The 15,122-nt window shown below is 26.2% G+C and carries 15 protein-coding genes; 5 read left to right on the top strand and 10 right to left on the bottom strand.

All coding sequences use genetic code 11. From position 1 onward, the window contains the following. Positions 1 to 9: 9 nt before the first annotated feature. Complete coding sequence (locus tag EPJ79_RS10560) at positions 10 to 1,467, top strand: B12-binding domain-containing radical SAM protein (protein ID WP_147739453.1); 1,458 nt, start codon at positions 10 to 12, stop codon at positions 1,465 to 1,467. On the opposite strand, the gene EPJ79_RS10555 is transcribed toward EPJ79_RS10560, so the two are convergent. From EPJ79_RS10555 to EPJ79_RS10540, 4 genes are read right to left on the bottom strand one after another with little or no spacing between them, the layout of a single operon-like run. Next, positions 1,464 to 2,396: a glycosyltransferase family 2 protein gene (locus EPJ79_RS10555; RefSeq protein WP_147739635.1), complete on the bottom strand. Its 933-nt coding sequence runs from the start codon at positions 2,394 to 2,396 to the stop codon at positions 1,464 to 1,466. The two genes, EPJ79_RS10560 and EPJ79_RS10555, sit on opposite strands and share 4 nt — an antisense overlap. Positions 2,397 to 2,413: 17 nt before the next feature. Continuing rightward, the gene (locus EPJ79_RS10550; protein WP_147739452.1) at positions 2,414 to 2,767 is read right to left on the bottom strand and encodes a hypothetical protein; all 354 of its coding nucleotides are present in this window, start codon (positions 2,765 to 2,767) and stop codon (positions 2,414 to 2,416) included. Next, positions 2,755 to 3,216: a class I SAM-dependent methyltransferase gene (locus EPJ79_RS10545; RefSeq protein ID WP_147739451.1), complete on the bottom strand. Its 462-nt coding sequence runs from the start codon at positions 3,214 to 3,216 to the stop codon at positions 2,755 to 2,757. The genes EPJ79_RS10550 and EPJ79_RS10545 overlap by 13 nt, the downstream gene beginning before the upstream one ends. 19 nt (positions 3,217 to 3,235) lie before the next feature. Continuing rightward, the gene (locus EPJ79_RS10540; RefSeq protein WP_147739450.1) at positions 3,236 to 5,206 is read right to left on the bottom strand and encodes a hypothetical protein; all 1,971 of its coding nucleotides are present in this window, start codon (positions 5,204 to 5,206) and stop codon (positions 3,236 to 3,238) included. Positions 5,207 to 5,460: 254 nt separating this feature from the next. On the opposite strand from EPJ79_RS10540, the gene rsmH reads away from it, so the two are divergent. The 3 genes from rsmH to EPJ79_RS10525 are packed head-to-tail and all read left to right on the top strand — an operon-like array spanning position 5,461 to position 8,278. Then, complete coding sequence (gene rsmH / locus EPJ79_RS10535) at positions 5,461 to 6,387, top strand: 16S rRNA (cytosine(1402)-N(4))-methyltransferase RsmH (RefSeq protein ID WP_420913206.1); 927 nt, start codon at positions 5,461 to 5,463, stop codon at positions 6,385 to 6,387. Positions 6,388 to 6,399: 12 nt separating this feature from the next. Continuing rightward, entirely contained in the window at positions 6,400 to 6,741 is a 342-nt protein-coding gene (locus EPJ79_RS10530) for a hypothetical protein (protein WP_021957797.1), read from the top strand. 1 nt (position 6,742) lies between these two features. Further along, entirely contained in the window at positions 6,743 to 8,278 is a 1,536-nt protein-coding gene (locus EPJ79_RS10525; protein ID WP_147739449.1) for a UDP-N-acetylmuramoyl-L-alanyl-D-glutamate--2,6-diaminopimelate ligase, read from the top strand. 15 nt (positions 8,279 to 8,293) lie between these two features. Here EPJ79_RS10525 and EPJ79_RS10520 read toward each other — a convergent pair whose 3' ends face one another. The 6 genes from EPJ79_RS10520 to EPJ79_RS10495 all read right to left on the bottom strand — a co-directional run bounded on the left by EPJ79_RS10520 (position 8,294) and on the right by EPJ79_RS10495 (position 13,905). Further along, on the bottom strand, positions 8,294 to 8,497 hold the full coding sequence (locus EPJ79_RS10520) for a zinc ribbon domain-containing protein (protein WP_147531299.1): 204 nt from the start codon (positions 8,495 to 8,497) through the stop codon (positions 8,294 to 8,296). After that, a complete protein-coding gene (locus EPJ79_RS10515; protein ID WP_147739448.1) occupies positions 8,484 to 8,819 on the bottom strand; it encodes a DUF2085 domain-containing protein in 336 nt (111 codons plus the stop codon). The genes EPJ79_RS10520 and EPJ79_RS10515 overlap by 14 nt, the downstream gene beginning before the upstream one ends. Positions 8,820 to 8,917: 98 nt before the next feature. Next, entirely contained in the window at positions 8,918 to 10,744 is a 1,827-nt protein-coding gene (locus EPJ79_RS10510) for a hypothetical protein (RefSeq protein WP_147739447.1), read from the bottom strand. 21 nt (positions 10,745 to 10,765) lie between these two features. After that, positions 10,766 to 11,779 (bottom strand): hypothetical protein, encoded by a 1,014-nt coding sequence (locus tag EPJ79_RS10505; RefSeq protein WP_147739446.1) that lies wholly within the window; start codon positions 11,777 to 11,779, stop codon positions 10,766 to 10,768. A gap of 10 nt (positions 11,780 to 11,789) precedes the next feature. Continuing rightward, positions 11,790 to 12,158, bottom strand: coding sequence for a hypothetical protein (locus tag EPJ79_RS10500; protein WP_147739445.1), 369 nt, complete (start codon positions 12,156 to 12,158; stop codon positions 11,790 to 11,792). Between the two features lie 337 nt (positions 12,159 to 12,495). Next, the gene (locus EPJ79_RS10495) at positions 12,496 to 13,905 is read right to left on the bottom strand and encodes a tetratricopeptide repeat protein (RefSeq protein WP_147739444.1); all 1,410 of its coding nucleotides are present in this window, start codon (positions 13,903 to 13,905) and stop codon (positions 12,496 to 12,498) included. Positions 13,906 to 14,113: 208 nt separating this feature from the next. Here EPJ79_RS10495 and EPJ79_RS10490 point away from each other — a divergent pair, with 208 nt between their 5' ends. Further along, positions 14,114 to 15,115 carry an NAD(P)H-dependent glycerol-3-phosphate dehydrogenase gene (locus EPJ79_RS10490; RefSeq protein ID WP_147739443.1) on the top strand — a complete coding sequence of 334 codons (1,002 nt, stop codon included), beginning with the start codon at positions 14,114 to 14,116 and terminating at the stop codon, positions 15,113 to 15,115. Positions 15,116 to 15,122: the final 7 nt, after the last annotated feature.

Here is a 15,122-nt window from a genome sequence, read left to right as displayed (position 1 = left end):
GCATAAATTATGAATAAAATAAATAAAATATATATAGGCTATCCGCCTTTTGAAAGCGATAGAGGAGTGGCTCTTTTATCTCAAAATAGACAGTTTCAATGGTTTAAAAGTCCGACTTATATTTATCCTGTAGTTCCCGCGACTGCGGCTACAATGATAAAAAATGCGGGATATGAAGTCGATTTTATTGACGCTATCGCAAGAAATATGAGCGCTTCTCAATGGTATCAATATTTAGATAAAAATACTCCCGATTTATTATTTTTTGAAGTAAAAACTCCCGTAATATATAAGGCTTGGAAAATAATAAACGCCTTAAAAGAAAAATATCCTAAAACTATAGTAGTTATCGGAGGAGACCATATTACGGCGATGCCCGAAGAGACAATGCAAAAATCTAAAGTCGATTATTTATTATGCGGAGGCGATTACGATTTTCTTTTGCTTAATTTAATTGAATATCTTAACGGAAAAAGCGAACTTGAAAAAGGAATATATTATAGAGAAAACGGAAATATAAAAAATACGGGAATGTTTGAATTGAGACATGATTTGAAAACTTTGCCTTTTATCGACAGAGATTTAACTGATTGGAAAAGATACGCTTACGATAACGGAAATTTTAAGAGAATTCCTGGAACTTATATAATGGCTGGACGAGACTGTTGGCATCATCGTTGCACTTTCTGTTCTTGGACGGGAATATATACTAACTTTAGAGTTAGGACGGCGGAAAATGTAGTAGACGAAATAGATTTTTTATACAATAAATATAATATAAAAGAGATAATGGACGATACGGGATGTTTTCCGATAAAGAAATGGCTAAACGATTTTTGCAATATTATGATTGAAAGAAAATTAAATAAAAAAGTAAATATAGATTGCAATATGCGTTTTGGTTCTGTAAACGAAGAAGAATACAGATTAATGAAAAAAGCGGGATTTAGATTTTTATTATTCGGATTAGAATCTGCAAGTCAAATTACATTAGACAAATTGAAAAAAGGAAATAAAGCCGAAGAAATATTAACTTCTTGCAAAGCGGCTTCGGATGCGGGACTTTCTCCTCATATAACCGTTATGTTAGGCTATCCTTGGGAAACGGAAGAAGATATTGAAAAAACTTACGAGCTTACAAAAAAACTTTTGCTTAAAGGATACGCGAAAACAATGCAGGCTACTATAATAATTCCATATCCTGGAACGGAATTATTTAATAATTGCAAAGCGGACAATTTGCTTCTCACGGAAAATTGGGAAGATTACGATATGCGTCAGGCGATAATGAAAACGGAAGTAGGCGAGCAGAAAATAAAAGAATGGATACAGAAACTTTATAATTTGAGTTTTACCCCGAGATTTTTGGCTCATAAAATTTTATCTATAAGAGATTTGGACGATATTAAATATTATTTGAGAGCTTTTAAAAAAGTTTCAAAAGGACATTTGAAAGATTTCGCTTAAATTATCTTATTTTTAATAATATATTCTGGTCTCTTTTTTACTTGATTAAACATATTAGCCAAATATTCGCTTATTACGGATAACGATATTAATTGAACGCCTCCCATAAATAAAATTATTATTATAGTAGACGCCCAACCTCTAACTAATTCTGCAGAAGAAAATAAATATAAATAAAATACTCTTAATGAAAAAATTACGGCTATCAAAATTGATATTATTCCAAAGTATAAAGATATTCTCAAAGGCTTTACTGAAAATGATAATATTCCCGTTAATGCCAATCTCAACATTTTCTTTAAAGTATATTTTGTAGTTCCCGCAATTCTAGATTCTCTTTTATATTCGAAAGCTTTCTGCTCAAATCCCATCCAACTTATCAAACCTCTTATATATTTTGGATTTTCGCTAAAACTTTTATAAGCCTCAATTACTGTTTTATCTATCAATCTAAAATCGCCCGTGTCTACGGGAAATTGAACTTCCGAAAGCAAATTAATTAATCGATAAAATATTGAAGCGGTTAATTTTTTAAATAAACTCTCGCCTTCTCTCGATATTCTTTTTCCGTAAATAATCGGGCATTTGTTTTTTTCGTATTCTTTAATCATATCGGGAATAATTTCAGGCGGGTCTTGTAAATCGGCGTCAATAATAATTGCAATATCGCTTTCGCAGTTATGTATTCCGCAACTAACGGCAGCTTGATGTCCGAAGTTTCTTGAGAATGAAAATAATTTTACTCGATTATCATTTTTATTTAAGTTTTCAATAATCTCTTCGGTTTTATCTTTGCTTCCGTCATTGATAAAAATAAACTCGCATTTATAATTATTTAATTGATTTGCAACATTATTTAATCTTTGATATAAGATTGGTAAAGATTCTTCTTCGTTATAGCAGGGTATAATAAAACTAACTTTTTTCATTTTCATTCCAAAATAATTTATTTATAAGATATTATTGCGATATTCCAACAGTATCTTTTTAAAAATGGGAATACTTTTTTAAAAATATTATCAATCTTTTCTAATCTACAATATAATTTTTCTATATCATGCGCGTCTTTTATTATCTTTTTCCAATATCTTTCTTCATTTGGATTAACTTTATCTATAAAATAATATTTAACAAATATAAAATTAGTAAATAACCAAAAACAATCATATTCAACATTATTAAAATATTTTTTGAATAGTTTTAATTCGCTCATTTTAATAGGATGTTCGTCTTCGGTTCTAACTTCTTTGGCTAATTTTCTATAAATATTAATTGCAGGATTATGCGCTAACGGGTCCATAGAAACGAATTGCCCCCCCCCCCACGCAAAATGCGATGAATTTCTTTTATAGTATCTTCTAGATTAACATGGTGCAAAATATTACCCGCATAAATTACATCGTAAGAATTATCTTCTACGGGTATTTTATCCGACTGACATTTTAATGTTTCTATATTAACATTATGTTTTTTGGCTAATCTCAAAGATAAATTCAACATTTCCAAACTAATATCGCTCGCCGTTACAATAGCGCCTTTTTTAGCAAAATAAACAGACGATTCTCCTAAACCGCAACCTATATCAAGCAGTTTTTTACCTTTCAAATCTCCTAATTTATTTATTATGTATTTATTTTCAGGCGTTGTGCAACTTTCAAAATATTCGTCTACTAATATATTATCTAAATCGGTTTGTTTAGCCCAATTATCGTGAAAATCTTCTTCTTTTTTTAATATCGTTTTATCCATCGTAAAAATCCTTATTAAATTAATCTTCTACTCTAATTAATATTAATTTTTTTGTATAACCGTAATATAGCATCCAATTAGATATATATATGTTTGGCAGTTCCTCGCTATAATTTTTTATATTGTGAGATTCTAAACTTAAATTTTTTATATCCTCTTTTGTTAATATTATTTCGCTATTTCCTAATTTATCAGCTTCAATAAAAAGTTGAAGAAGTTTATAATCCGATTTACCATCTTTATAAAATGAAGATTTAAAATGATTATCATAATCTATATAAACTTGCATCCCCATTATTATAATTAATCCTATAATGATAAAGGAAGATATAGCATTCCATATAGTTTTATTATTTATATTTTTTAATAAAATTAATAATAAAACTATAAATATTAATAAAAATTCTAACAATATATTAGAGGTTGTTAGTTTTATAGCGGAAAATCCAAATATTCCTAAAAGAGCTACAAATAATACAGAGAAACAAATATAATCAATTTTAGATATTTTTTTTAATTTGATAAATTTACTTATTAAGAAAATTATATATATAACGGCAAATAAAATAAGAAATTTTTCAAATATGCCGAAATCTGCAAAAGCGTTTATAATATTATTAATAGGTGAAGAATTATCTACTACTTTTATTTGAGTTTGTCCTCTACCAGAAAATAAAGTTAAAAGAAATGCAATAACTGTTGATATTATAAATAAAATCAAAAAGAAAATTATATATTTTTTAGGTTTAGAAGAATGATTTTCAGCAAATATTTTTTTATCTATGTTTATATAATATATCAAAATAAATAACGATAATCCCGATATAGTAAGAGATGTAGGTTCAATAGTAAAAGTCGCAAAATATATTAAATAAGTAAATATAGAATAATATAAAATTTTATTTCTACCTAAAATAAATTCTTTCTCATAAATGAAATAATATAACATAGGTAACCAAATTAATAATGCTATTCCAGCTGACGCTATATAAGCTGCTAAAAATGTCCAATTGCCTTTAAGTCCTGTAAGACATAGCGTAAATAAAAATGTAGTCAACCAAGTCAATTTATAATTCCTTTTGTTATTTAATATCCATATAAATAAAGAAACGGATATTGATATTAAATAATAATATATTAATATAAAGACAGCATTTGATATTTTTAATGCATAAAAAGGTTCGATACCAAATGATATTAGTATATTTCCAAAAGGTCTCATACTCAATGCTATTAAAATTTCTACAAAATGCCTACCTCTATGCCAAAAATATCCGTAAAAATTATAAATATTATAAAGTCCCCAATTTGAAGAATAGACCCAGTCATCAACAGTTATAATTGTAAATAAATTCGATGATAAAATAATTATTGACAGCAATATAATATAAATATAAAAAGCAATATTTAAAATTTTATTTGTGAAATTAAAATTATTATCATTAAAATCATTTTCTATTAGAATATTTGCTATTTCTATTAAATATGGCGATAACAAATATATACACAATGTAGTCAATATTATAACTGCCAAAATTATAATAAAGTTAATTTTTATTTTCAAAATATAATTAATATTATCAATTTTCTTTTCAATCTCTTTTTTGTCAGAAATAAAATTTCCGTAAGGACTACCTCCCTCGTCCATTTCTGCATTTTTCATATAATCAGGCAAGTTTGATAAATCGGGATAAACTCCGTAAATATCGCTGTTTCTAAAAACTTTATCATAATATCTAATTCTAAAACCATAAATACAGTTTGTTATACTATCATTAGTTAATAAATAATTTTTAAATCCTTCTTCGGTAAAACTGTATATATTTAAATTATTTAATTCTAAAGTTTTAGCAACATTTAATTTGAAGTCGGTTAAATATCCAACTCTCTTTTTAGAACCCAATATTTGTAAAACGACTAAAGCGATAATCGTAACAATCACAAACGGAATATAAATTTTTAGAAATAAATTTTTACTTTTAGATTTCATAGAGTTATCTCCTTGATAGTTAATTTTTGTAGACGCCAAAAGTAGCGTTTAAATGTTTCAAATAATTCTTTAGTTTTGCAATGAAAAAACAGCCAAAAATTATAATAATGGCTTGTATTGTATTGTATTGTATTGTATTGTATTGTAGAATTTACATCCGCTCATTTTTCATGCTCTCCTTTTTCGACAATTACAATCAATTTTTTAATATTATACATGTTTTATAAAAAATGTCAATAGCATAAGTCATTTATATGATAAAAAAACCGATAATATTACAAATGGATAATATGGAATCTCAAATAATTCATAAACCTGTTATGATTAAAGAAGTTTTAAGTTTTATTCCCGAAAATTCAAATATAGTCGTTGATGCAACTTTGGGAGAAGGCGGACATACTAAAGCTATGCTCGATTTGAATCTTGAGGTTTATGGTTTTGAAAGAGATAAAAATATTTTGGAGATAGCGAAAAAAAGATTGGCGGACTATAAAAAATTTTATTATTATAATAACACTTACGATAAAATGATTGATTCGCTTCCAAAAAATATAATTGGAAATGTAGATTTTATTCTTTACGATTTGGGAGTTTCAATGTTTCATTTCAAAAAAGCCGAAAGAGGATTTTCTTTTAACGAAAATAATAAACTCGATATGCGACTTGGAATAAATAAAATAAACGCTTATGAAGTAATTAATAAATACGAAAAAAAAGATTTGGAGAGAATATTTAAAGAATACGGAGAGATAAAAAATTCTCCAAAAATAGCGGACGCGATAATAAAAGAAAGAGAGAAAAAAAATATAGAAACGGCAAAAGAATTGGAAAATATTATATTTCATAATTCTGATAAATCTAAAAAATACGGAAAAATTAATCCCGCTACTTTAATATTTCAAGCTATTAGAATTGAAGTTAATGACGAACTTAATATATTAAAAAAATCTATAGAAAATATAAAAAATATTTTAAAAAAATACGGAGTCGTAGTTATAATAAGCTATCATTCTTTAGAAGACAGAATTGTAAAAAGATTTTTTAAAGATAATGAAAAAACAAAAAATAAAGACGGAATATTTAAACTTTTAAATTCTAAAGTTTTAAAACCGACAAATGAAGAGATAAAATTAAATATTGCAAGCAGAAGCGCTAAATTGAGAGCGGCGCAATTATTATAAATAGAGGTAATCATGAGAAAAAGATTAAAAGAAAATAAAACAAAAATCGAAAATAACGAAATTAAAGAATCAAAAACTTATTCTATAGGTTCGCTTTTTATAGTTATAATATTATTCGTTATAATTATAAGCGTATTTACATTTATAAGAAATATAAAATCGGATGAAATTTTAATGGAACTTTCAAGGCTCGATAAAGAAATCGAAAAACTTGAAAAAGAAGTTAAAGTATTAAACGCTGAAGAAGTTAAATTATCTTCTCCAAATAGATTTATAGAAACTGCGATAATAAACGGATTTAGTTCGGCTGCAAGCGATAACGATATAATTTACTTAAAAATAAAATCGAATTAACATGAAATATTTTAAAGAATTAATTAAAGGTTATAATAATTTTGATTCAAAAAATATAACAAAAGAATGTTTTAATACAAAAATTAAAAATATAGCTTATAATTCAAAATTAATTAAAAAAGATTATATATTTGTTGCGATTAAAGGAACTAAAGACGATGGACATAAATATATTGAAAATGCGATTGAAAATAAAGCGAATATTATAATATACGATTTTCGATTTGATAAAAAAAAAATAAAAGAATTAAAAAATAAATATAATAAAATATTTTTCGTATCCGCTAAAAATCCAAGAGAAACTCTCGCTTTTATTTCGGCAAAATTATTTAACGAACCTACAAAAAAAATAAAAACAATCGCAATAACGGGAACTAACGGAAAAACTACAACGACTTATTTATTAAAATCGGTTTTAGAAAATAATAAAAATAAAACCACTTTAATTGGCACTATAAAAAATATGATTGGCAAAAGAGAGATAAAAACGAATCTCACTACTCCCGAATCTATAGATTTAGAAAATATATTTAATAAATCTCTCAAAAAAAATATTTCTAATATAGTTATGGAAACTTCTTCGCAAGCTTTGGCAATGAATAGATGCGATTATTTGCAATTTGATACGGCGATATGGACGAATATAACAGAGGACCATTTAGATTATCATAAGAATATACGAAATTATTTGAAAGCGAAATTAAAACTTTTCGATTTATTAAAAGAAAGTTGCAAAAAGAAAAAATTAGCTATAGTAAATATCGACACGGATTATTTTAAAGAAATTTCAAATTATATAAAAAAATTAAATTTAAAAATTATAACTTACGGATTAAACGAAAAAGCGGATTATTACGGAAAAATTATATATTTAAACTCAAAATCTACCGAATACGAATTTTATGCAAAAGGAAAATTTATTTCAAAAGTAAAATTGTCGATGCTTGGAAGATTTAATATATTAAATTCTCTATCCGTTTTAGCTTATGCTTGCGAGTATAAATTGGATATAAAAAAAGCGATAAAATCAATAAGCAAAGTTCAAGTTGCGGGAAGATTTGAAATAGTGACAAATGAAAAACATGATTTTATAGTCGCAGTCGATTATTCTCATACTCCCGATAGTTTGAAAAATATTTTAATAGAAGCTAAAAAATTAAATCCAAATAGAGTAATAGTAGTTTTCGGATGCGGAGGCGATAGAGATAGAAAGAAGCGTCCGATAATGGCAAAAATCACGGCAAAATATTCTGATGTTTCAATTCTAACTACAGACAACCAAAGAAACGAAAGCATAGAGCAGATAATGTCGGATATTGAAGTTGGTTTTAAAGGATTAAATTTTAATTATAAAAAAATTATTGACAGAAGAGAAGCAATAAAAGAAGCGATAAGAGAAGCGAAAAAAAACGATATAGTTATAATCGCTGGAAAAGGACATGAAACTTATCAAATATTTCCAAATAGAATTGTAGATTTTGACGATAGAAAAGTAGCGAGAGAATGTTTGAGGGAAATTTATTATAATAAAAAATAATAATTAGCGATATATTTATTCTACTTCATTTTTATTTATTAAATTATTTATCAAAGCTATTTTAATATCTTTACTTCCGCAATTTGGACATTTTAAAAATGGATTTATTATTTTTCTTATATTAAATATTTCTAATATCGGATTAACTTTAATTTTGGAATTAAAAATTTTTCCGCAAGAATTACATTTATAAAAATATGGCGGTTTATTTGGCAACATGAATACTCCTTATAATACATAAAAATAAAGCTATTCCAATTCCCGCAAACGCTCCCGTGATAACTCTTCTAAAATTATTGCTTTCTTTTTTATATAAAAATTGGCACATATAATCTATTGTAGTCGGCGTTATAAAAATTAAAGATAAAATAAAAGCGATAATATAATTTATTTTTAAATTAATAAATATAAAATAAAAAATTATCATTGAAAAAATTATCGAAGAACATCTACAACATAAAGGAAAACAAAAACCTTTTATAAAAAATCCTCTCGAAGCTATTTTATTACAAAGAGGCGCTTTTCCAAAATATTTTATCATACTGATTAATTACCTTGAATTTAAATAGGAAAATATACAACATAATACAACAACTATAACCGCTATTATAATAATTACCATAAAATACTCCCGAAAAATTAATTATAAGCGAACTGATTCCATTCTTTTTCTAAATCAATTCCCATATTAAAAGTTTTATTTATAATATCAATTTCATCTTTCAAATCTTTTTCGTTTATATCGGCGGAATATATATCCGTAATTACATTAAAAATTTCAAATTCTGTTTGTTCTAATATTTTATCAATATTTTTATAAGTTTCATCTTCTAATTGTTGTAATTGCTCTCTGTATTCCGCTCTTCCTTCTTCAAATATTTCTTTAATTTTGGCTACCATTAAACCGTATCGAACATTGAATATATCCATTTTTTGTAATATAAGCATAACTATATTAGTTGTAAGTATAGTTATAATTACTTGCAAAGGGTCGGTAAAAGGTTTTAAAAAAGGAAATTGAACTTCAAGATATTCTATTATAACATTAACGGCAATAGAGGAAATAGTTATTCCTAAAGTATTAACTATTGCATCCGCTTTTTCCGCAGCCGTTCTATTTTTATCTCCTAAAATTTTAATAGAATTTACAAAAGACATAACCACTTCTTTTATCATTATAAATATTTTTTTAACGGTAGCTTTAAGCAAATCTATTATTATATAAAAGAAACTTCTTAAAAAACTTTTTAACGAATTATGAGCAATATTTGAAAACATATTCGATAACTTGCTTTGCATATATTCAATAATTCTCTTAAAGGCTTTTTGCAATTTTATAAAAAAATTATCTAAATCAACATTTCTATTTTTTATGATGCATTTAGTCTCGTAAACTATTGGCGGAATTCCATAATACATAATCTGTCCTGCAAATATTTTTGGAAAAGATGCGGCTGTGCTTTTCATGGCGGTTTTTCCTACGGAATGATATTTTATATTTTTTAGAATAACTCTACTTTCTTCATTCATAGATTTTTCATATTGTTTTTCTAATTTTTCTTTTGCCTCTTTTTTTACTTTGCAATTTTTATCTAAATATCCTGCCTTTTTAAGTGTTTTAATCTTTTTTTCTGATTGTCCCTTTCTACCTTCGTCTATTTTTTCCCACATTTGACATGTGACTTCTGCCATTTGTTCAGGCGTGGCTTTATATGTTATATCTACTCCTTTGTCTTTATCACAATATACCTTCCCATCTTTACCTAAATAAGCTCTAACATCACCTTTTGAAGTATTTGCCGAAGCGTGAATTATTTGAAAATTATCATCGCTATTAATAAATTCTTTCAATTTTTCCACTCCTTTCTCTGTAATATACTCCGAATTATATCGGGCGGCTTCTCTCGATTGAATATGGTCGGCATGCATATCGCTTTTTTGATATTTTTGCCCGTTCTTTTCGTATTCTAAAAATTCGCCTTTTTGTCCCGTTAATTCGTCAGTTAATATTCCATTTTCATCTTTTTTACTTTCTCTATATTTTAATTTTCCTTCTCTATCTAATTTATCTTGGCTTCTATCTTCGGTAAAAAGTTGTTTTTGGGCTTTTTGAGATTCTTCAGCTATTTGATTAAAAATTTCGGAATTTTCATTATTATAAAGCATTTTCCTTATTTCCTCGTTTGAAGAAAGCGGGTCTATATCGTTATCGTATCTAAAATTTATTATTCTATCAAACATTTGGTCGGTGGTTATATACATTTCGCCCGTATTTACGGGTAAATAATTTCTAACAATCTCGCCCGCAAAATCTCTGGCACAATTATTAGCAAGTTGATTTCCTAAATCATTTTTTAATAGCTCTTTCATTTGACTATTGATTTGATTAACCATAGCCAAATATAGTTTTTCTTGTTCTTCAAAAAACTTATCTCGCAAATTTATAACTTCTTTTAAATCGCTCATAATAAATTCTCCTTAAATATTTTATATTTTATTGTTTTCTAAAAATTTCATTTGTTTTTGACATAATAATTTTTGTCCTTCAAGCTCTTTTATATCGTCCTTTGTTAATCTCTTATTTTTTAGTAATTTTGTTAATACGGGCGAAGAATATATATTTGCCGATAATATATAAAACCAGAAAGCGTTTCTTATAAAATTAAAATGCTTTTGGTATATTGTATTATCATAAAGTTTAATATCTGTTTCATATTCTACATTTTCTATAGTTTTAGCTTTCGTATCCGCAATATAAACATTTTTTACGCTTTCGCATTCTAAAAAACTCTGTATTACTTCTATTTGAGGAATAATTTTTAATTTTATATAATCGCTTATTTTTTCTATTATCTCTATGTATAAATCGCATATTCTCATATCCACTTTTTTAATCATTTTGATTTTATTATTTAATTTATCTTTTTTATCTATCACACTATTTTTAAATTCTTCAAGTCTTTCAAGCATTTTTATATTTTGCCTTCTTGTAAATATTGCTGCAAATATACCGCCTTGAAAAAATGTTCTGCAAAATACTTCGTCATTACTCCAATCTATATCCTCTATATAATCTTCAACTTCTTCAAATAATCTTGATGGTATTTTAATAAATATTTTCTTCTTTTCTTCAGAATATTCCGACATATCTTTTATATTCCCAAAGGTTGATAAAAAAGAACCTAATTTTTCCACATTTAATTTTACTCTATTTCCTCTAATTAAATTTAATTCTAATATTTTTCCATTAAATTCGTCTATTGTATTATTTAATTTATAGACAATATCTTCGATTTCTTCTCTCGATTTAATATATTCCTGTTTAGTCTCCTCTACTATTTCTCTTCTTTCATTTTCCCCTGTAAAATTTTTAACTGCATTTGAGGCATTGTCCAAGATATTTTCAAACCAATTAGAAGGCTCTTCTTCGTAGGAATTAAGGTCTACACTGATTATTTCATCATCATCCGAATTTTTTTTTAAAAAGTCAAATAAACCCATAATTATCTCCTTATCTTTTTTTATAATATTTAAATCTACTAAATAATTTAGTTGGTTTATACGCAATAATCATTCCGTCTTTAACTAAAAATTGATGTTTACCGTTTTTAGTTATAATAAAATTGTCTTTTTTGCCTTTTAATTTAAAAGTATCATTTCCTTTGACATATTTTATATTTACTCTATTTTTTCCAGAAATTATAAAAGCGATTAAATTTATAATATATAAAATTGATATTATTAAAATTATAATTAAAAATAGATTATTATTTTTATTATAAATAGTTTGTATAAAATTTATATAATCTGGCTTAAACATAAATATTAATCTTAATATAAACGGTAATACTACAAATATTTTCCTTAAAAATCTCACCATTTTTATACTCCTTTTATTGAATTATTTAAATATAAATTAATATCCGCATTTGAAATATTAAAAATATATTCATAAAGCCAAAAAGATTTATTTTTATTAATAGATAATTTTTTATAAAATGAAATATAATATTTCTTATAAATAAGTAAACATAAAATTTGAAAAAGTTTAAAGTATTGGCTTGGCTTGGCTTGGCTTGGCTTGGCTTGGCTTGGCTTGGCTTGGCTTGTAATAATTCAATTTTCTATTCATAATGATTGAATTATAATGTATTTATTAAAAAATAGCAATAGTTTTATGTAAATATATTAAAAAATTAGAAATTGAAAGATAATAATTATAATATCCAATCGAGTTTTTCTTCGCCTCTTGTAACGCCAACAGGCAAATTTGTAAAATTAGCTTTTTCAACCAAACCTTCTAATCGTTTTATTCCGACTATCTCTATTCTTGAAATTGAAGCGTATCTTATAGCATCTGGACTTGCCATAGCGCTTGTCACGAGCGTTGAATTGACTATATTATAACTTACGGCATAATCGTATAATTGAATAAGCTCTTCGTTAAATATTGGAGCGTAAGATTTTCTGAAAAATATTACTTTTTTAGCGGCATGCAAACCTTTTCCTTCTTTAGCGAATACAATCAAATATTTTTTATTAGTAGTCTTTAAAGAATAAGGAATTAAATTCATACAAGAAACTATTTTTAAAGCGAAATCTGAAAAAGCTTCGTTTTCAAGCCTAAAGAAACTTTTAATTCCTTCGCTATATCGAGATTCTTTATATTCCAATAATTTTTTGCTTACATCTTTATAATTAGAATCTATAATAATAATATTTTCCAATACTTCTATAGCTTTATTTACATTTTTCATTTTATCGTAGCATTCTACCAAAGTGTATAAAATCGCTAATCTCAAATCTCTATCTGGGCTATTGTATTCTATCGCCAAATCTAAAGCCGTTATAGCAAGCTCTATATTATTTAATTCTATATAGCATAAAGCGATTTCATACAAAGATTTTACCGCGTAAAGTTTATCATGAGAAGAAACTCTATAATATTTTATTGCGCTTTTATAATTTCCTCTGCCTTTATAAGCGCGTCCCAAATTATAATTTAATAAAGTGTCTCCTTGATTTTTCCTTATAATATTTTCCATTATAGAAATAGCTTCAATATAATTTTCCATATTTACAAAACAATAAGCCTTATATTTCAAAGCCTCTTTATTTGTTTTATCAATTTCCAAAACATTATCAAAATATTTAAATGCCGTTTCATATTGATGATTTTCATAATATATAATTCCAATTTCCATTGAGACTATAGTTTTATAATTATTATCTAACTTTAATAAAGTAAGAAATTGAGATAAAGCTTCTTCGTTTTTTCCGATTTTACTTAAACATTTTCCAAGAGATAAAACTAATTCGGGAGAATAATATCCTTCGTCTAAAGCATGTCTATATTCCACTATTGCAAAAGGATATTCTTCGGTTTTATAATAACATTCTCCTATCATTGAATGAATTTTTGCTCTCTCTCCTTTTTCGACTTTATTTTTGGAAAGAATATTTCTAAGTTTTTCTATAGCTAAATCGTTTTTTCCTTCGCTTATGAATCTTTTAGCTTTTTCAGTATCCGAAGCGATATACTTAAAAGATTTAGCCAATATCTTTGCCGCTATTAGAAGAAGTATAAAAAATACAGATATAAAAACTATAATATAAACGCCGCTCATAAGTGATTCTTAAAAATTATTTTATTATTACTATACATTATGTTAACATTATTCGGAATTATTTTCAATATATAAAGAAGTTTTATTTTTATTTTATCATATTTTATTTTATAAAATAAATATAATTCTATAGTTTGACTTTACATTAAAAATATATATGTTATACTTTTTAATATTTGAAATTTTAATATTGTATTAAGGGACGATTATGTCAAATATAAGCGTTATTGGAGCTGGCGGTTGGGGACTTGCGCTTGCAAATATTTTTTCTGAAAAGCATAATATAAAAGTCTGGGTTCACAGCGAAAAAAGTTATAAATTATTAAACGAAAATCATAGAAACGATAATTATTTGAAAAATATTGAATTAAATAAAAATATTTTTTTCACTATGGATATTAAAGAAGTCGTAAACGATTCTGAAATTATAATTATAGTAACGCCTTCTTTTGCATTTTATGAAGCTTGTAAAAATATAGAACCTTTTATAAAAAACGAACAAATTTTAATTTCGGCTACAAAAGGACTTGATAGAAAAACGGGAAAAACTATGAGCGAAGTTGCAAGAAGCGTTATCTCGGGCGATTTGAATATATTAACTTTATCGGGACCTTCTCATGCAGAAGAAACTGCAAAAGGAATTCCTACTGCAATAGTAGTCGGAGGCGAAAAAGGAATTTCAGAATATGCGCGAGATATTTTAACCGTTCCGCCAAAATTAAGAATATATAATTCTACCGACCAAAAAGGAGTGGAAATAGGCGGAGCTTTAAAAAATATTATAGCAATCGCAGGAGGAATAGTCGATGGACTTAAACTTGGCGATAATACAAAAGCGGCTTTAATAACAAGAGGATTGCATGAAATAGTAAGATTCGCTTTAAGTAAAGGAGCAAGAATCGACACAATGTATGGACTTTCGGGCATTGGCGATTTGATAGTCACATGTTCAAGCGGATTAAGTAGAAATAATAGATTAGGGCGAGAGCTTGCAAGAGGAAAAAAATACGAAGAAGTTATATCGGAAAGTCATGGACAGGTTGCCGAAGGAGTTTACGCCACAAGAGCGGCTTATGATTATTCTAAAAAAAATAATATATATATGCCGATTACCGAAGCGGTTTATAATGTTTTGTTTAACGATGCTAATATTCGTGAAACATTAAACGATTTAATGAGCAAAGAAGCGAAAAGTGAAGGATTCTTTTAAAATTTAT

It is taken from the genome of Brachyspira aalborgi (assembly GCF_008016455.1).
Classification (GTDB): Bacteria; Spirochaetota; Brachyspiria; order Brachyspirales; family Brachyspiraceae; genus Brachyspira; species Brachyspira aalborgi.
Note: the sequence above shows the minus strand (reverse complement) of the source record. Positions and strands in the feature narration are given on the sequence as shown.